Annotated in this window: 19 protein-coding genes; 13 read left to right on the top strand and 6 right to left on the bottom strand. The window is 67.2% G+C overall.

All coding sequences use genetic code 11. From position 1 onward, the window contains the following. Window positions 1-12: 12 nt before the first annotated feature. Window positions 13-981, top strand: coding sequence for a pirin family protein (locus tag AU192_RS04745; RefSeq protein WP_064394643.1), 969 nt, complete (start codon window positions 13-15; stop codon window positions 979-981). On the opposite strand, the gene AU192_RS04740 is transcribed toward AU192_RS04745, so the two are convergent. Continuing rightward, window positions 962-3130, bottom strand: a complete 2169-nt coding sequence (locus tag AU192_RS04740) for an FUSC family protein (protein ID WP_064394642.1) — start codon at window positions 3128-3130, stop codon at window positions 962-964. The two genes, AU192_RS04745 and AU192_RS04740, sit on opposite strands and share 20 nt — an antisense overlap. 14 nt (window positions 3131-3144) lie before the next feature. After that, window positions 3145-3711 (bottom strand): TetR/AcrR family transcriptional regulator, encoded by a 567-nt coding sequence (locus tag AU192_RS04735; protein WP_064394641.1) that lies wholly within the window; start codon window positions 3709-3711, stop codon window positions 3145-3147. A 145-nt stretch (window positions 3712-3856) separates the two neighbouring features. On the opposite strand from AU192_RS04735, the gene AU192_RS04730 reads away from it, so the two are divergent. The 9 genes from AU192_RS04730 (at window position 3857) to AU192_RS04690 (ending at window position 12050) form a co-directional block, all read left to right on the top strand. Beyond that, a complete protein-coding gene (locus tag AU192_RS04730) occupies window positions 3857-4492 on the top strand; it encodes a TetR/AcrR family transcriptional regulator (protein WP_064394706.1) in 636 nt (211 codons plus the stop codon). Between the two features lie 54 nt (window positions 4493-4546). Continuing rightward, the gene (locus AU192_RS04725) at window positions 4547-5482 is read left to right on the top strand and encodes a class I SAM-dependent methyltransferase (protein ID WP_064394640.1); all 936 of its coding nucleotides are present in this window, start codon (window positions 4547-4549) and stop codon (window positions 5480-5482) included. 70 nt (window positions 5483-5552) lie between these two features. Beyond that, complete coding sequence (locus AU192_RS04720) at window positions 5553-6953, top strand: aldehyde dehydrogenase family protein (protein ID WP_064394639.1); 1401 nt, start codon at window positions 5553-5555, stop codon at window positions 6951-6953. 72 nt (window positions 6954-7025) lie between these two features. Continuing rightward, window positions 7026-7889 (top strand): SDR family NAD(P)-dependent oxidoreductase, encoded by an 864-nt coding sequence (locus AU192_RS04715; protein WP_064394638.1) that lies wholly within the window; start codon window positions 7026-7028, stop codon window positions 7887-7889. Between the two features lie 5 nt (window positions 7890-7894). Next, window positions 7895-8857 carry an NADPH:quinone oxidoreductase family protein gene (locus AU192_RS04710; protein WP_064394637.1) on the top strand — a complete coding sequence of 321 codons (963 nt, stop codon included), beginning with the start codon at window positions 7895-7897 and terminating at the stop codon, window positions 8855-8857. Continuing rightward, window positions 8858-9562 (top strand): haloacid dehalogenase type II, encoded by a 705-nt coding sequence (locus tag AU192_RS04705; RefSeq protein ID WP_064394636.1) that lies wholly within the window; start codon window positions 8858-8860, stop codon window positions 9560-9562. Window positions 9563-9638: 76 nt separating this feature from the next. Continuing rightward, on the top strand, window positions 9639-10382 hold the full coding sequence (locus AU192_RS04700; RefSeq protein WP_064394635.1) for a methyltransferase domain-containing protein: 744 nt from the start codon (window positions 9639-9641) through the stop codon (window positions 10380-10382). 9 nt (window positions 10383-10391) lie between these two features. Further along, window positions 10392-10877 (top strand): DUF456 domain-containing protein, encoded by a 486-nt coding sequence (locus AU192_RS04695; protein ID WP_064394634.1) that lies wholly within the window; start codon window positions 10392-10394, stop codon window positions 10875-10877. Window positions 10878-10886: 9 nt separating this feature from the next. Further along, window positions 10887-12050, top strand: a complete 1164-nt coding sequence (locus AU192_RS04690) for an LLM class flavin-dependent oxidoreductase (RefSeq protein ID WP_064394633.1) — start codon at window positions 10887-10889, stop codon at window positions 12048-12050. Between the two features lie 7 nt (window positions 12051-12057). Here the strand turns inward: AU192_RS04690 and AU192_RS04685 are convergent, their stop codons facing one another. Genes AU192_RS04685 through AU192_RS04675 form a run of 3 tightly spaced genes read right to left on the bottom strand, consistent with a single transcriptional unit; the run spans window position 12058 to window position 14399 of the window. Then, window positions 12058-12861 (bottom strand): tyrosine-protein phosphatase, encoded by an 804-nt coding sequence (locus AU192_RS04685; protein WP_064394632.1) that lies wholly within the window; start codon window positions 12859-12861, stop codon window positions 12058-12060. Beyond that, complete coding sequence (locus AU192_RS04680; protein WP_165593264.1) at window positions 12862-14109, bottom strand: acyl-CoA dehydrogenase family protein; 1248 nt, start codon at window positions 14107-14109, stop codon at window positions 12862-12864. Between the two features lie 35 nt (window positions 14110-14144). Then, window positions 14145-14399 carry a hypothetical protein gene (locus AU192_RS04675; RefSeq protein WP_064394630.1) on the bottom strand — a complete coding sequence of 85 codons (255 nt, stop codon included), beginning with the start codon at window positions 14397-14399 and terminating at the stop codon, window positions 14145-14147. Window positions 14400-14616: 217 nt separating this feature from the next. Here AU192_RS04675 and AU192_RS04670 point away from each other — a divergent pair, with 217 nt between their 5' ends. Both AU192_RS04670 and ahpD read left to right on the top strand, forming a co-directional pair. Beyond that, complete coding sequence (locus tag AU192_RS04670; protein ID WP_064394629.1) at window positions 14617-15204, top strand: peroxiredoxin; 588 nt, start codon at window positions 14617-14619, stop codon at window positions 15202-15204. A 2-nt stretch (window positions 15205-15206) separates the two neighbouring features. Next, a complete protein-coding gene (ahpD, locus tag AU192_RS04665; RefSeq protein WP_064394628.1) occupies window positions 15207-15740 on the top strand; it encodes an alkyl hydroperoxide reductase AhpD in 534 nt (177 codons plus the stop codon). A gap of 57 nt (window positions 15741-15797) precedes the next feature. Here the strand turns inward: ahpD and AU192_RS04660 are convergent, their stop codons facing one another. Beyond that, window positions 15798-16040, bottom strand: coding sequence for a hypothetical protein (locus tag AU192_RS04660; protein ID WP_064394627.1), 243 nt, complete (start codon window positions 16038-16040; stop codon window positions 15798-15800). A gap of 177 nt (window positions 16041-16217) precedes the next feature. Here AU192_RS04660 and AU192_RS04655 point away from each other — a divergent pair, with 177 nt between their 5' ends. Continuing rightward, window positions 16218-16871: a response regulator gene (locus AU192_RS04655; protein WP_082693599.1), complete on the top strand. Its 654-nt coding sequence runs from the start codon at window positions 16218-16220 to the stop codon at window positions 16869-16871. The last annotated feature ends 2 nt before the right edge of the window (window positions 16872-16873 follow it).

Raw genomic sequence — 16873 nt, 5'->3', positions numbered from 1 at the left:
GTTATACCGTACATGCCTGCAGTTTCCGCCGATACGCTCACCCTTCCCCGTATCACCACAGCCGGACCGTCGGACACCGACCGCCCCGTGCGGTCGATCACCACCGGGCCGCGCGGCTTCGAAGGCGAGGGTTTCCCTGTCGTCCGCGCGTTCGCCGGAGTCTCTGCCGCCGAGCTCGATCCGTTCGTTCACATGGACCAGATGGGCGAGGTGGAGTACGAGCCGGGAGAGCCGCGAGGCACCGACTGGCATCCGCACCGCGGGTTCGAAACCGTCACCTACATGATCGACGGCCGCTTCGCGCACCAGGACTCCCACGGTGGCGGCGGGCTGATCACCGATGGCGCCACTCAGTGGATGACCGCCGGTTCGGGCATTCTGCACATCGAGACGCCACCCGCCGAACTCGTCGAAAGTGGCGGCATGTTCCACGGCATCCAGCTCTGGGTCAACCTACCCCGCAAGGACAAGTTCACGACGCCGAGATACCAGGCCATCGAGGGCGGCCAGGTCAAGCTGCTGTCGTCCGACGACGGTGGCGCGCTGGTCCGAATCGTCGCCGGCGACGTCGACGGCCACGTCGGCCCTGGTGCGACGCATACCCCGATTACATTGGCACATACCACGATTCAACCGGGTGCCCAACTCCATCTGCCCTGGAGACGCGATTTCAACGCCCTGGTCTATGTGCTGTCCGGGCGCGGTACGGTCGGCCCCGTCGCACACCCGATCCACCAGGGCCAGCTTGCGGTACTGGGCCCCGGCGACCGGATCAAGGTGGAAGCACACCGGAGCCAGGACGCCCTCCGTCCCGCGCTTGAAGTACTGATCCTCGGCGGCCTCCCCATTCGCGAACCCGTGTTCCAGTACGGCCCGTTCGTGATGAACAGCAAGCCCGAACTCATCGAGGCGCTCGAGGACTACCAGGCAGGCAGGTTCGGACAGATTCCTCCGAACGCCCTTATGCCTCACCGCCGTTGATCGACCGTGCCGGTGCACTCTTGGGGTACAGCAGGTTCAGCGCCCCGAGATGGGCCGCGACGGCCACCAAAGGCAGCGCCGCGGGGACCGCGAGGTCGTCGTCGGTGGCCTCGGCGCGCAGCGCCGTCACGAAGTCGTCGCTGAGTGGTGGCGGCGGATCGACCGTGCCGCCGGTGACCCTCGCGCAGATCGCCTCGGCGTGGGTTTCGAGAACCTCCCTTGTCCGGGGATAGATTCCGTGCGGCGGGGGAACGACATCGGCGATCAGTTCGGCGGCTGCGCGCAGCCTGATGGCCCGGTTCGCCGATCGGACCGCGGGCCCGCGGATATCGGTGGGCCCGCTGCTCTCCGACAGGAACTGTCGCACTGCGTCGTCCACGGTCCGCGTCGCCCGTAGCGCCTGCTGGCTCAGCGTGATCACCCGATCGGCGGCCTCCTCCGACGCCCCGCGGGTGACCCTCAGCACTGCGGCCTTGAGGAACGTCGCGCCGACGGCGAACGCGTCGTCGATGGCCCGTCCCAACCGGTTACCCACCCCTCGTGGCCACAACAGGACCGACACCACCACCCCGACGAGTGCGCCGACCACGACATCCTCCACGCGGATCAGCCCGACGCTCCACCCCGTCGGCGCGATCAGGTTGAAGATGATCAGCACCATCATCGTGAACGCGGCCTGGCCGGCGATGAAGGACGCGACCTCCGGAACGAAGGCGGACCCGAAGGCCACCGTCGGCAGGAGCATCCACATGACGACCGGATCGACGCCGACGAGTTCGATGAGCCCGACGCCCAACAGAAATCCGATCGCGGTACCGGCGACCGCCCGTAACATCCGAGTGCCGGTGGTCAGCGCGCTGCTGCGCAGCACCGACATCGCTCCGAGCACGACCCAGAAGCCGTGCTCGAGCGGGAAGAGGTGAGTGACGGCGACCGCCAGCGCCAAGCCGAGCCCCGTGCGAATACTGTTGCGCAACACCACCGCTCGAGTGGCGAGGAACCCGCGGGTGATCGCTGCGACGGCCGTCGTCTCAGGCATCACCCAGTCGGCGGTGCCGGTCTCGGGCAGGCCACGGCCCAGCACCCGCGCCCACACCGGGCGCGCGTCGGCGGCGGCGGCGTTGCGGATGATTCGGCCGGTGACGCCTACCGTCGCCGAGAAGGTGCGTCGCGCAAGCAGATGGCGGCCGACGGTGATCGCGTCTGCCTCGTCCGACGATGCGAGGATTTCGAGGATGTCCTCGCGGTAGTGGCCCTGGGCGATCTCGCGCAGTTCGGTGAGCGCCGCGTCGAGGTCCGCGGTGCGGGCGGCGCGGGTCGAGACGTCGGAGATCTGCAGTACTGCGGCCGAATCGCGCAGCACCCGGATCAGCGGGTATTTCATCTCGCCGAGGAGTTGGCCTGTGCCGTCGGTGATCCGGTCCGACAGCCAACCGAGGTCGTCGACCACCCGGACCAGGGCGCGGCTGCCCGCGGTGAGCGCGACGGGTCGGTAGTCGGCACCCAGGAACGTCTCCCACAGTTGGTTCATCGCCCGGGTCACGTTCCTGGCCGGGGTGGTGCCCTGCAGACAGTCGGCCAACCGGTCGCACACACGCGCGGCACCGCTGCGCAGCTCGTCGTGGTGGCGCGGCGGCAGGAGGAACAGCGCGGCGGGCACACAGAACGCCAGAGCTATGAACCAGCCGAGCAGCCGGTCGGGTATGGGCCCGGGGGGAGTGCACGCGGGCAACACGAACGTCATCAGCGTGGCGCGCTGCCCGGCGGCGATGATCTCGCTGAGCACCCCGGAGAACGTGACCACCACCCCGAGCACGAACATCGCCGCGACGGCGAGCCACGGATGCGGAGCCACCAGGGTGCCGAGCGTGATCAGGACGGCGCCGTTGAAGGCGAGCCAGAGGTAGGCCAGCGCGCGAGCCGGCCGGTTCCCCGGAAAGTCGACCAGGATCAGCAGCGCGACCGAACCGAAGATCGTGATCATCGGCGTCTGGGTCCCACCGCCGACCGCGAAGCTCACCGCGGCGGCGATCGGCAGCACGATCGCCGCCCGGACCGCACGGCGCAGCGCGTCGAGTTCGGGATCGCGCCGTCGCAGTCGGTTCTCCGCGTGGCGCCACACCGGGGCGACGACTTCAGTGAGCGACAACCCCGATGCCCGCGCTAGTCACCGTCGGGAACCGTCGCGAACCGACCGTCGTCGAGGGCTTCGCGCAATTCCCCGGAGATCCACCGCAACCCCTCGGGGTCGCGCGGCAACGTCGTCTGCTCATAACCGACGAACACGTACACCGCACACTCGGCGAAGAGCTGCGCCTGCCTCTTGTGCTGCAGGATCTCGAAGGCCGACTCGTACAGGATGTCGAAGCGCTGCTGGTCGACGGCCACCTGTACCTCGTGCACGTGTGGGTCCAGCGCACTCCACACGCGAATGGCGGATTCGGCGCTGTGGGGCACGTCGAAGGCCGACTCGAACAGGGCGTCGATGCGTCGCCGCGGGTTGGGCTCGGCGCGCACCGCTGCGATCACCCGCACGGTGCGCTCCTGCGTCCAGTGTGCGAGCAGTTCCCTGGTGTATGCGGGCCAGTTCGGGAAGTAGTGGTAGAACGAGCCGGTCGTCACCCCGAGGCGTTGACAGACCTCCGCGAGCTTCAGGCCGCCGTATCCCAGGTCGGACAGGATCTCGATACCCACGTCGAAGTAACCGTCCCGCGATACGACGCTGCCCATTACGTGGACATTAGTTCTAAGTTGGGCCGATTCTCTACGCTGAATTTCCCGCCGCAAAGTCTGTAATTTGCTGATAAAGGCTGGTCGGGGCTCTCGGGGGAAGCGGACGTCTGAAGTGGTAAGTGACGTGTGGCACAATTTGACCGTGCCGCATACGGCGAGTAGAGGTCCGGGTCGTCCCCCCGCAGCGAAGGCTGCCGAGACGCGTGAGCGCATCATAGGAGCGGCGCGCGAGGTTTTCAGCGAACTCGGATACGATGCCGCGACCTTCCAGGCGATCGCCATTCGCGCGGATCTGACCCGCCCCGCGATCAACCACTATTTCGCCAATAAGCAGGTTTTATGGCGTGAAGTCGTGCAGCAGACCAACGCCGTGATAGTCAACGCAGGGAGATCGCGCGCGCAAGATGAAACCAAACTGCTTGCCAGGTTGTCGGCGTACTTCACGGCGGCGATGCAGGCTGATTCCGAAGATCGTTCGGCCGCAGCGTTTTTGGTGACGTCGGTACTCGAGGCTCAGCGCCATCCGGAGCTCAGCGACGAGGAGCACGACTCGCTCAAGCACGCCCGCGAGTTCGTGGCCTGGGCGGTCAACGACGCGATCGCCCGCGGCGAGCTCACCACCGACACCGAGGTCGACTCGCTGGTCGAGATGCTGGTCGCGGTGATGTGGGGGATGGGTTTCTACGCGGGCTTCGTCGGCAGCCACCAGGAGCTCAAAGCGGTGGTGCGCCAGTTCGAGCTGCTGATGTCCAACAACCTGTGGCGCCTGCAATCCTGACCGTCGTCCCCGCGCTCGGTAGCTTGGCTAAGTTCTCGGCTACGATGGCGGACGATGAGTTCGCTGCGCACTGAAGACGACACCTGGGACATCGCCACCAGCGTGGGCACCACCGCGGTGATGGTGGCCTCCGCCCGAGCCGCCGAGACCGAACGCGACGACGCGCTGATCCGTGATCCCTACGCCAAAGTTCTGGTCGCGGGCGCCGGTGGCGGCGTCTGGGACGTCATGCTCGACCCACAGACCCGCGTCAAGGTCGCCGACGCGGATGAAGACGTCGCCGCGATCTTCGAGCACATGGGCAATTACCAGGCGGTTCGAACACACTTCTTCGACAAGTACTTCACTGATGCCGTCGAGGCCGGTATCCGGCAGGTCGTCATTCTGGCGTCGGGGCTGGACTCGCGCGCGTACCGCCTGCAGTGGCCGGCGGGGACGTCGGTGTACGAGATCGACCAGCCCAAGGTGCTCGAGTACAAGGCCGCCCGGCTGGCAGAGCAAGGCGCGTTGCCGACCGCCAAGCGCGTCGCGGTGGCCGTCGACCTGCGCCAGGACTGGCCGCGTGCGCTGCGGGAGGCGGGTCTGGACCCCGACGCCCCGACCGCGTGGCTGGCCGAGGGTCTGCTGATGTACCTGCCCGCCGATGCCCAGGACCGGCTCTTCGAGCAGATCACCGCGCTCAGCGCGCCGGGTAGCCGCGTCTCGGTGGAGACGGTCGGGGTGCAGGCCGAGGAGCGGCGCGAGCAGATGCGGGAACGTTTCGAGAAGGTGCGCGCGCAGCTCGGCATGGAGGAGTCCGTCGACGTCGCGGAGCTGATGTACAACGACCCCGACCGCGCCGACGTCTCGGAGTGGCTCGACGCGCACGGGTGGCGGTCGACCGCGGTGACCTCCCAACAGGAGATGCGCCGGCTGGACCGCTGGGTGCTGCCCGAGGAGTACACCGACGACGACGGGTTCTCCGAGTTCGTCATCGCGTACAAGGAGTGAGAGAGCCCTTCTGGGCGGCCCAACCGGTTGGTTAGGATCGGGGCATTCCTCGGGTCAGGAAGGACTCCCCATGACCACCGATATCGCCACTCCGGCACAAGCCACCGAAGACATCCCCAGCATCGTGCGTCGCCTGCGCGAGACCTTCAAGACCGGCCGCACGAGGGACATCGAGTGGCGCATACGGCAGCTCAAGGCGATCGAACGCCTCGCCGTCGAGAACGAGGAGGCCATCGCCGCCGCGCTCGAACAGGATCTGGGGCGCAACCGCTTCGAGGCGTGGCTGGCCGACATCGCGAGCACCGCGGGTGAGGCCAAGGACGCCGCCAAGAACGTCAAGAAGTGGACCAAGCGCCGCTATCGGCTGCTCGAGATGTCGCAGCTGCCCGGCCGGGGCTGGGTCGAATACGAACCGTTCGGCACGGTGCTGGTCATCGGCGCGTGGAACTTCCCGTTCGTGCTCACGCTCGGCCCGGCGATCGGGGCGATCGCGGCGGGCAACACCGTGGTCCTCAAGCCCTCGGAGGTCTGTCCGGCGTCGTCGGCGCTGATGGCCGAACTGGTGCCGCGCTACCTCGACTCCGACGCGATCGCGGTGGTCGAGGGCGACGGTTCGGTCAGCCAGGAGCTGATCGCGCAGGGCTTCGACCACATCTGCTTCACCGGCGGCACCGAGATCGGCCGCAAGGTCTACGAAGGCGCCGCACCGCATCTGACGCCGGTCACGCTCGAACTCGGCGGGAAGAGCCCGGTGATCGTCTCCGCCGATGCCGACATCGATGTCGCGGCCAAGCGCATCGCGTGGACGAAGCTGATCAACTCCGGGCAGATCTGCATCGCGCCCGACTATGTGCTCGCCGACGCGAAGATCCGCGACAAGCTGGTCGACAAGATCAAAGAGGCGGTGACGACGTTCGAGTCGGAGAACCCCGGCGGCAAACGCATTGTCAACGAACGCCACTTCGGGCGGCTGACCGACGCGCTGGCCGCGACCAAGGGTGAGGTGGTCGTCGGCGGTGGTTCGGACGCGTCGAAGATCAGCATCCAGCCGACCGTCGTCGTCGACCCCGACCCGGCGGAACCGTTGATGACCGACGAAATATTCGGCCCGATCCTGCCCGTCGTGACCGTCCAATCACTTGACGATGCAATCAGTTTCGTCAATTCGCGGCCGAAACCGCTGGCGGCCTACCTGTTCACCAAGACCAAGAGCATCAGGGAACGGGTGATCAAGGAGGTGCCGGCCGGCGGGATGGTGGTCAACCACCTGCTGTTCCACTTCGCCACCAACAAGCTGCCGTTCGGCGGCGTCGGTCCCTCCGGCATGGGCGCCTACCACGGCCGCTACGGCTTCGAGCAGTTCAGTCACAAGAAGACCGTGATGACCAAGCCGACCCGACCCGATGTCGGCGCCTTCATCTATCCCCCGTATACAGAGAAGGCTCTCAAGCTCGCCAAACGTCTGTTTTAGCGATTCGGGTGTAGTTGGTGGCGGCCAGCGCAACCAACTACACCGAAATCGCGGATTGTGGAAAGGAACCCCATGCCAGGAGTGCAGGATCGCGTCGTCGTCGTCACCGGGGCCGGAGGCGGACTCGGACGCGAATACGCGTTGACGCTCGCCAAAGAGGGCGCCAGCGTCGTCGTCAACGACCTCGGTGGTGCCCGAGACGGCACCGGCGCCGGCCAGAACATGGCCGACCAGGTCGTCGCCGAGATCAAGGAGGCCGGCGGCCGCGCCGTGGCCAACTACGACTCGGTCGCCGAGCCCGAGGGCGCCGAGAACATCATCAAGACCGCGCTCGACGAGTTCGGCAAGGTCGACGGTGTGGTCTCCAACGCGGGCATCCTGCGCGACGGCACATTCCACAAGATGGAGTTCGCCAACTGGGACGCCGTGCTCAAGGTGCACCTGTACGGCGGCTACAACGTGATCCGTGCCGCATGGCCGCACTTCCGGGAGAACGGCTTCGGGCGCGTCGTGGTGGCCACCTCGACCAGCGGTCTGTTCGGCAACTTCGGCCAGGCCAACTACGGCGCCGCCAAGCTCGGCCTCGTCGGCCTGATCAACACGCTGGCCCAGGAGGGCGCGAAGTACAACATCAAGGCCAACGCCGTCGCCCCGATCGCGGCGACCCGGATGACGCAGGACATCCTGCCGCCGGAGGTCTTCGAGAAGCTGACGCCGGAATACGTTGCGCCCGTGGTGGCCTACCTGATGACCGAGGAACTGCCCGACACCGCTTCGGTGTTCATCGTCGGTGGCGGCAAAGTCCAACGGGTAGCGCTGTTCCAGAACGAGGGGCTCACCTTCTCCGAGGTTCCTTCTGTCGACGACATCGCCGCGAAGTGGGGCGAGATCACCGACCTGTCGGCGGCGCAGCGGGCCACCTTCAGCCTCGGCTGAGTTCGATGAAAGCGCTTGTCGCGCAGGAACTCACCGGACCGGCTGGACTTGCATACACCGACGTCGACGATGTCGGCGGCGAGGACGTCGTCGTTGTCGACGTCGGTGCGGCCGGGGTCAGCTTTCCGGACCTGTTGCTGCTGCGCGGGGAGTACCAGCTGCGGCTCGAACCGCCGTTCGTCCCCGGCATGGAGGTCGCCGGGGTGGTGCGATCGGCGCCGTACGAGTCCGAGTTCAAACCCGGGCAGCGGGTGACCGCGCTGTCGATGCTCGGCGGGTGGGCCGAGCGGGTGGCGGTGTCGCCTGAGAGCCTGACACCGACGCCTGAGAGCCTCGACGACGCGGAAGCCGTTGCGCTGCTGGGCAACTACCAGACGATGTACTTCGCGCTGGCCAAGCGGGGCGCGCTGCGGCCCGGCGAGACAGTGCTGGTGCTCGGGTCGGCGGGCGGTGTGGGCACCGCGGCGGTGCAGATCGCGAAGGCGTTGGGCGCCAAGGTTATCGCGATGGTGCACCGGCCGCACGCGATCGAATTCGTCGAGTCGCTGGGTGCCGACGTGGTGCTGCCGTTGACCGACGGGTGGCTGCAGGCGGTCAAGGACGCGACCGACGGCCGTGGCGTCGATCTGGTGGTCGACCCGATCGGCGGCGAGGCGTTCGACGATGCGATCCGAGCGCTTGCCGTGGAGGGCAGGCTGCTGGTGATCGGCTTTGCGGCGGGCGGGATTCCGACGGTGAAGGTGAACCGGCTGTTGCTGCGCAATGTGGCGGTGATCGGTGTGGGCTACGGCGAATACGTGAACCGCAAGCCAGGATCGCAGTCGGTCTTCGAGTTCGGCGTCGCGCAGCTCGTCGAGGCGGGATTGCGCCCGCCGCCGCCCATGCGCTACCCACTGTCGAAGGGCGCCGACGCGTTGCAGGCACTCGCCGACGGCGGCGTGCTCGGCAAGGTCGTGCTGGAGCCGTAGATGGCGAAGGCGCTGGCGTTCGACGTGTTCGGCACCGTCGTCGACTGGCGCTCCAGTGTCATCCGTGAACTGGATGAGTTCGGTCGCGCCCATGGCGTGCAACGGGATTGGGCCGCCTTCGCCGACGATTGGCGGGCCGGCTACCCGCCCGCGATGGACCGGGTGCGCCGCGGTGAGCTGCCGTGGACCACGATCGACGGCCTGCACCGCATGATCCTCGTCGAGCTGCTCGACACGGCGGGGGTCACGGGCGTCGATGCCGCGGCCGTCGACCATCTCAACCGGGCCTGGCACCGCCTCGACCCGTGGCCCGACGCCGTGGACGGCCTCACCCGGTTGAAGGCGCGCTACGTCATCACGACGCTGTCCAACGGGAACGTCTCGCTGCTGACGAATATGGCCAAGCGTGCGGGCCTGCCGTGGGACTGTGTGATCTCGGCCGAGCTGTTCCGCCACTACAAACCCGATCCCGAGGCCTATCTCGGCTGCGCCGAGCTGCTCGACGTCGCGCCCGGTGAGCTGATGCTGGTGGCCGCGCACGCCAGCGACCTGCGCGGCGCGAAGCGGGCGGGCCTGATGACCGCCTACGTCGACCGACCGCTGGAGTACGGGGCGGGCCGCCGCCGCCCGCCGAAGATCGAAGACGGCGAGTTCGACGTGATGGCAGCCGATTTCGCCGACCTGGCCGACCAGCTCGGAGCCTGAACCGCAGCGACTTGTGCGTGAAAACGATCGCTGAGCGATCGAAACCACTCACGAATCGCGGGGGTAGCGTGGGAGCGTGACCGATACGTCTTCGTTTCCGCCTGCGCTGCGCAGGGCGGTCGAGCTGTTCTCCGATCCGCCGGCGCGTCTCCAGGTCCGCGACGGCTACCTGGACCTGCTCGACGACGCGACATCGCCGCACCAGGCACCACCGGCGAACCGCGGTCTGATTCAGGCCGTGTGGGCGTCGGGCCCGGGGTCGATGTTCTACGACTACACCCAGGGCATCGTCCGCAGATTCGTGGGCGCGTGGCAGCTGCCGATCGACTGGCTCGCCATTCCGAAGGGCGGTATCGCGCTCGACATCGGAAGCGGGCCGGGCAACGTCACCGCCTCGCTGGCCCGCGCGGCGGGACCGGGCGGGTTGGCGCTGGGCATCGACATCTCGAGACCGATGCTGGCGCGGGCGGTCAGCGCGCAGGCCGGGCCCAACGTCGGATTCCTGCGGGCCGACGCGCAGCGGTTGCCGTTCCGGGACGAGACCTTCGACGCGGTGACGTCGCTGGCGGTGGTGCAGCTGATCCCCGAACCGTCGTCGGCGGTGGCCGAGATGTACCGCGTGCTGCGGCCGGGCGGCCGGATCGCGATCATGGCGCCCACGGTCGGCAAGGTGCCGCCGCCGCTGCGAATCCTGTCCAGCGGCGGGGCCCGCTTCTTCGCCGAAGACGAACTCGGCGACATGTTCGAGCAACGCGGGTTCGTCAGCGTGCGCACCAAGTCCATCGGCAACATCCAGTGGGTGCGGGCGCAGCGCCCGTAGATTCAACACATGACCACCGGCGGGATCGTGCTTGTCGCGTTGGCTATCGCGGTCGGCATCGTCGGCATCGTGGTGCCGGTGCTTCCCGGCACCCTGCTGGTCTTCGGGGCGATCGCGGTGTGGGCCGTCGTCGAGCAGGAACCAGCCGCGTGGGTGACGTTGGCCGTGGCGACCGTGCTGCTCGGTGCTGCGGCGCTGATCAAGTACACGTGGCCGGTGCGACGGATGCGGGAGGCCGATGTGCGCACCCTGAGCCTGGTCGCGGGCGGAGTGCTCGGCGTGGTCGGCTTCTTCGCGATCCCCGTGCTCGGACTCCCGATCGGCTTCGTGCTCGGCATCTATCTCGCTGAACTGACCAACCGGCACGACCGTCGCCTGGCGTGGGTATCGACGAAGCATGCGCTCAAGGGCGTCGCCTTGTCCGTCGGGGTCGAAATGGCCGGCGCGTTGCTCGCCACCGTCGTTTGGGCCATCGGGGTGTACCTGACGCAGTAGCTTGCAGGCATGGCCAAGCTGCGTTTCGGATACTTCATCGCACCGTTCCACCGCGCCGGCACCAACCCGACGCTCGCGCTGCAGCGCGATCTGGAGCTCATCGAGCACCTCGACGCGGTCGGCTACGACGAGGCGTGGATCGGCGAACACCATTCGGCGGGAAGCGAGATCATCAGCTCACCCGAGGTGTTCATCGCGGCGGCCGCGCAGCGCGCCAAGCGGATCCGGTTCGGCACCGGCGTCATCTCGCTGGCGTATCACAACCCGCTGTGGGCGGCCGACCGCCTGATGTTGCTCGACCACCTCACCCACGGGCGCATCATTGGCGGCATGGGGCCCGGGTCGCTTCCCACCGACTCGGCGATGATCGGCCTGACGCCCACCGACACCCGCGAACTGCTCGAGACCAACCTCGACATCGTCGTGCGGTTGCTCAAGGGTGAGGCGGTCTCGGCCAAGACCGCCACCCACGAACTCCACGACGCCAGACTGCAACTGGCGCCCTATGCGGAAGACGGGATCCCGCTGGCCGTCGCCGCGGTGGCCTCGCCGACCGGAGCGCGGCTGGCAGGCAAGCACGGAATCGGCCTGCTGTCGATCGGTGCGACGCTCGTCGTCGAGGGATTCGACGCGCTCGCCCACCACTGGGGGATCGCCGAGGAACGCGCGGCCGCGTTCGGCACCACAGTCGACCGCCGCAACTGGTCGCTGGTGTGCCCCATGCACATCGCCGAAACCGAGGAGCAGGCCCGCGCCGACGTGCGCTTCGGCCTCGAGCACTGGTACCGCTACTTCCAGAAGGTCGCGGCGTTCCCGCAAATGGAGGTGCCCGGCGAGAACCTCGATGAGGTCGTCGACATCATCAACGGCGCCGGCGCCGGCGTGATCGGCACACCCGACCAGGCGCGCGCGCAGGTGCAGCGGCTGTGGGACCAATCCGGCGGCTTCGGCTGCATGCTGCAGATGGGCCACGAATGGGCCAATCCCGCCGCCACCAAGCGCTCGGCGGAACTGTTCGCCGCCGAGGTCATCCCGCACTTCCAGGGTCAGGCCCAGCCGACGCTCGACGCCGCGGCACGGGCCCGCGACGTGCGCGACAACCTGGCCCAGACGCAGCTGTCCGCGATCGAGCACATGACGCAGAAGTATGAGGCCGAAAAAGGTGGGGCCTGACGGGGTTTCAGCCGAGAAGGACGGCGCGCAACTGCGCAACCTGATCGTCGGTGACGCCGGCGGCAGCGAGGTAGCCCCGAAGCGAGCCGTAATTCTCGACAATCGAACGTCGCGCGGTCTCGAGGTAGTCCTCGCGCACGCCGAGCACCTCCTCGGTGAGCCGCGCCTCGGCGAAGGTGACGATCTCGTCGGTGGTGTCCTCCGACCGGTTGCGGATCGACTCGAGGATGCTTTCGCGCAGCTGTGACACCGCCTCATTGCTGCGCAGGAAGTCGGCCACGATGGCGTCGCGCTGCACACCGACCGCCTCGAGCACCGTCGCGACCGTGAACCCCGTGCGGTCCTTACCCGCGAAGCAGTGGGCGATGACCGGGCGCTGGCCGGCGAGCATCGAAACCACCTGGCGCACGGCCAGATGTGCACCGGGCAGCGTGGGGAACTTCTGGTACTCCTCGGTCATGAAGCGACCCGCGGCCACCGCGACGTCCTCGTCCTCGGGTTTCTCGGTCATCATGCGCTGGAAACTCTGCTCATGCGGGGCCTCCGCGCCGGGCTTGGCCAACTCGTGAAACGGCAGCCGGTGTATCACGATGCTGTCGGGCACCCGCCCCGGTCCGCGCCGCTCGACCTCACGATCCGAGCGCAGATCGGCGACGTCGGTGATATTCAAGCGGCGCAACAGCTCCCGGCCGGCCTCGTCCAGACCGCTCAGCTCGCTGGACCGGAAGAACTGCCCAGGTCTGATGCCGGTCTCCTCGGCGATGTCGCGGAAGTTCCACGCGCCTGACAGGGCGTCGGGGTTGCCCGCCACCTATCCGGCCCCTCCGGCCACAGCCGCGCCTTCGGTCGCCGCGGTGGCGAAAGGGCTTTTCTCCCTGCCGAGTTCGGCTCGGGCGATGGTCCGCATGTGCACCTCATCCGGCCCGTCGAACAGCCGCATCGCCCGGTGCCAGGCGTACAGGCGCGCCAGCGGCACGTCGTCGGATACGCCCATGCCGCCGTGCACCTGGATGGCGCGGTCGATGACGTCGCACGCCATCTGCGGGGCGACCGCCTTGATCTGAGCGACCAGGACCTGAGCGTCCTTGCTCTTGTTGCCCTGCTCGTCGATGGTCCACGCCGCCTTGTGGCACAGCAGGCGGGCCTGGTCGATCTGGTTGCGCGACTTGGCGATCGACTCGCGCACCACACCCTGCTCGGACAGCGGCTTGCCGAACGCCACGCGCTTCTGCACGCGGTCGATCATCAACGCCAGCGCCCGCTCGGCGGCGCCGATCGCGCGCATGCAGTGGTGGATACGGCCGGGACCAAGGCGGGCCTGGGCGATCGCGAACCCGCTGCCCTCTTCGTGGAGCAGGTTCTCGGCCGGCACCCGCGCGTTGTCGAAGACGATCTCGCAATGCCCGTGCTGGTCTTGGTAGCCGAACACCGGAAGCGAACGCTGGATGTCGACGCCCGGGGTGTCGGTCGGCACGAGGATCATCGACTGCTGCTGGTGGCTGGCCGCATCCGGATTCGTGCGGCCCATCACGATCATGATCTTGCAGCGCGGGTCGGCCGCGCCGGTGATCCACCACTTGCGACCGTTGATGACGTAGTCGTCCCCGTCGCGCAGCATCGTGGTCTCGATGTTGCGGGCGTCGCTGGAGGCGACGGCGGGTTCGGTCATCGCGAAGGCGCTGCGGATCTCGCCGGCCAGCAGCGGTTCGAGCCATTGCTTGCGCTGCTGCTCATTGGCGAACAGGTGCAGCGTTTCCATGTTGCCGGTGTCGGGGGCCGCGCAGTTGGTGACCTCGGGCGCGATCTCCATGCTCCAACCGGTCAGCTCGGCCAGCTGCGCGTACTCGAGGTTGCTCAGACCCGACTCGGCGGGCAGAAACAGGTTCCACAGCCCGCGTTCCTTCGCGAGCTTTTTGAGGTCCTCGACGATCGGCGGGACGGTGTGGTCCTTGGGTCCCGCCTCTTCGCGGTAGCGGTCGTACTCGGCTTCGGCGGGGAAGACGAATTCCGTCATGAAGTCGCCCAGGCGCTGGTGATAGTCCTGGGCCTTGGCCGACATCGCGAAGTCCATGCCCGCCACGATATGTCACCTCCTCAGACGGGTTTGTGCTGTGTCGGGCTTTGCCCGGACTCCCACTTGGCCTGCAGGCTGCGGGTCACCCGGGCGCCCGCGGCGTATTCGACCTGGAAGGTCGTACCGTCGTCGAGCTCGTAGGTGATGACGGCCGTGCCGTCGTTGACGTCCTTGTGCACCACCTTGGATGGGACGGGTTCAGCGCCGCGGTCGACGAGGACGATGTCGCCGGGCGTGACGTCCTCGATGCGGTCGTTCTCGGAGATGTTCGACATCTGACGACCGTAGCAACGCCGCGGGCGCGACGGTTCGCGCACTCTCCGATGCCTCCGTCTGGCTGGACCCCGAAATATGCTGACAGCGAACCCATTTCACGGCGCCGGTGTGGCCACAATCACGTTCGTTTAGCTTGCCTTCGCACCGAGAAAGGCCGAGGATCGAATACGTAATCTGGACTGAATCCAAACTAAGCGATAAGGATGGTGCTCGCGAATGGCATTGTTGACAATCGGTGACCAGTTCCCCAGGTACGACATGGCGGCGGTGGTCGGCGGTGACCTCTCCGAGGTCGATGCCAAGCAGCCCGACGACTATTTCACCCGCGTGACCAGCGAGGACCACGAGGGCAAGTGGCGGATCGTCTTCTTCTGGCCGAAGGACTTCACCTTCGTGTGCCCGACGGAGATCGCCACGTTCGGCAAGCTCAACGACGACTTCGAGGACCGCGACGCGAAGGTCATCGGCGTGTCCGTCGACAACGAGTTCGTCCACTTCCAGTGGCGCGCCCAGCACGAGGACCTCAAGAAGCTGCCGTTCCCGATGGCTTCGGACCTCAAGCGCGAGTTGTCGCTGGCGACCGGTGTGCTCAACGCCGACGGCGTGGCCGACCGGGCGACGTTCATCATCGACCCGAACAACGAGATCCAGTTCGTGTCGGTGACGGCCGGGTCCGTGGGCCGCAACGTCGACGAGGTGCTGCGCGTGCTCGATGCGCTGCAGTCCGACGAGCTGTGCGCCTGCAACTGGAAGAAGGGTGATCCCACGATCAAGCCGGCTGAGCTGCTGGCAGAGGCGGTGTAACCATGAGCATCGACAACATCAAGGAAGCGCTTCCGGAGTACGCCAAGGACCTGAAGCTCAACTTCGGCAGCATCGTCAAGACGACCGAGCTGTCCGAGGAGCAGTTGTGGGGCGCCCTGGTGGCGACCGCCGCGGCGACCAAGAACGAGCGACTGCTGCGTGAGATCGCCGAGGACGCGCTGGACATCCTGAGCCAGGAGGCCTACAACGCCGCCCTCGGTGCGGCCGCGATCATGGGGATGAACAACGTCTTCTACCGCACCAAGGGCCAGCTCGACGGCGCCTATGACGACCTGCGGGCCGGGCTGCGGATGAACATCATCGGCAATCCCGGTGTGGCCAAGGAGGACTTCGAGCTGTGGTCGCTGGCGGTGTCGGCGATGAACGGATGCGGCCATTGCGTCGCAGCGCACGAGAAGACCCTGCGCGACGCTGACGTCTCCCGCACGGTCATCTTCGAGGCGATCCGGTTGGCCTCGATCGTCTCCGGCGTGGGCCAGGCGCTGCAGACCGCCGAGGTGCTGACCTCGGTCTGATCGAACACATTAAAGCGGGGGCACCGAATCTCGGTGCCCCCGCTCTGGTGTCTCGCCTCAACGGTAGTAGCCCGGCTCCTCGACCTGGATGTGGTCGATCCGGTGGCCGTGCGTTCCGTTCTGAACCGACGGAGCGTGGACGCTGGGCGTCGCGACGATGCCCGGCCGCGGCGTGTTGTCGGGGGAGTAGGTACCCGCGCTGGCGGCTCCGGCGAAACCGAGTGCCCCGGCGAGGATTCCGGCCCCGAGGACCGGCAGCGCGACGAAGCGGGCGAGGCGGCGATTGGTGTTGGTGGTCATTTCGAATCTCCTTTGATCCTTGCTGTTCTTGTTCTGACCACCGGCTTGTTCCGGCGATGACTCAAGAGTGCTGCAACACAATCGCGCTGTATGTCGGGAAACCGGTGGGCGATCGGGATGAATCTCGTGTCCCCCAAATAGGGGAAGCGGACGCCCCGCTATGCCAAGCTGACACCCGTGGCGAGCGGTACGACCGGTGACAAGGTCCGGGTGGTGGTGGGAGACGACCATCCGATGTTTCGCGACGGAGTGGTCCGAGCGCTGGTGTCCAGCGGCCAGATCGAGGTGGTGGCGGAGGCCGACGACGGCGCGACCGCTCTCGAAGCGATCCGCTCACATTCCCCGCAGGTGGCCCTGCTGGACTACCGGATGCCCGGCATGGACGGGTCCGAGGTGGCGGCCGCTGTCATACGGGACGAACTGCCCACGCGGGTGTTGCTCATCTCCGCGCACGACGAGTCCGCGATCGTCTATCAGGCACTGCAGAACGGTGCAGCGGGATTCCTGCCCAAGGAGTCCACTCGGGCGGAGCTTGTCAATGCGGTGCTCGATTGCGCCAAGGGCCGAGATGTCGTCGCACCGAGCCTGGCCGCCGGCCTGGCTGGTGAGATCCGCAAGCGCTCTGAATCCAACGGTCCGACGCTGAGCCCGAGGGAACGCGAGGTGCTCCGACTGATCGCGTCCGGGACCAGCATCCCGGCGATGGCAAAGCAGCTGTTCCTGGCGCCATCGACGGTGAAGACCCACGTGCAGCGGCTCTATGAGAAGCTCGGCGTCAACGACCGCGGCGCGGCGGTCGCCGAGGCGATGCGCCGCAAGCTGCTGGACTGACA

It is taken from the genome of Mycobacterium lehmannii (genome assembly GCF_001499925.1).
GTDB classification, from domain to species: Bacteria; Actinomycetota; Actinomycetes; order Mycobacteriales; family Mycobacteriaceae; genus Mycobacterium; species Mycobacterium lehmannii.
This window is presented reverse-complemented; position numbering and strand designations above follow the sequence as displayed.

What these genes read in the sequence shown, in the direction of transcription:
- AU192_RS04670 (WP_064394629.1), top strand. Translation starts at nt 14,617, where the DNA reads ATGGCATTGTTGACAATCGGTGACCAGTTCCCCAGGTACGACATGGCG.
- AU192_RS04725 (WP_064394640.1), top strand. Translation starts at nt 4,547, where the DNA reads ATGAGTTCGCTGCGCACTGAAGACGACACCTGGGACATCGCCACCAGC.
- AU192_RS04690 (WP_064394633.1), top strand. Translation starts at nt 10,887, where the DNA reads ATGGCCAAGCTGCGTTTCGGATACTTCATCGCACCGTTCCACCGCGCC.
- AU192_RS04695 (WP_064394634.1), top strand. Translation starts at nt 10,392, where the DNA reads ATGACCACCGGCGGGATCGTGCTTGTCGCGTTGGCTATCGCGGTCGGC.
- AU192_RS04675 (WP_064394630.1), bottom strand. Translation starts at nt 14,399, where the DNA reads ATGTCGAACATCTCCGAGAACGACCGCATCGAGGACGTCACGCCCGGC.
- AU192_RS04715 (WP_064394638.1), top strand. Translation starts at nt 7,026, where the DNA reads ATGCCAGGAGTGCAGGATCGCGTCGTCGTCGTCACCGGGGCCGGAGGC.
- ahpD (WP_064394628.1), top strand. Translation starts at nt 15,207, where the DNA reads ATGAGCATCGACAACATCAAGGAAGCGCTTCCGGAGTACGCCAAGGAC.
- AU192_RS04705 (WP_064394636.1), top strand. Translation starts at nt 8,858, where the DNA reads ATGGCGAAGGCGCTGGCGTTCGACGTGTTCGGCACCGTCGTCGACTGG.
- AU192_RS04710 (WP_064394637.1), top strand. Translation starts at nt 7,895, where the DNA reads ATGAAAGCGCTTGTCGCGCAGGAACTCACCGGACCGGCTGGACTTGCA.
- AU192_RS04660 (WP_064394627.1), bottom strand. Translation starts at nt 16,040, where the DNA reads ATGACCACCAACACCAATCGCCGCCTCGCCCGCTTCGTCGCGCTGCCG.
- AU192_RS04680 (WP_165593264.1), bottom strand. Translation starts at nt 14,109, where the DNA reads ATGTCGGCCAAGGCCCAGGACTATCACCAGCGCCTGGGCGACTTCATG.
- AU192_RS04735 (WP_064394641.1), bottom strand. Translation starts at nt 3,711, where the DNA reads ATGGGCAGCGTCGTATCGCGGGACGGTTACTTCGACGTGGGTATCGAG.
- AU192_RS04745 (WP_064394643.1), top strand. Translation starts at nt 13, where the DNA reads ATGCCTGCAGTTTCCGCCGATACGCTCACCCTTCCCCGTATCACCACA.
- AU192_RS04720 (WP_064394639.1), top strand. Translation starts at nt 5,553, where the DNA reads ATGACCACCGATATCGCCACTCCGGCACAAGCCACCGAAGACATCCCC.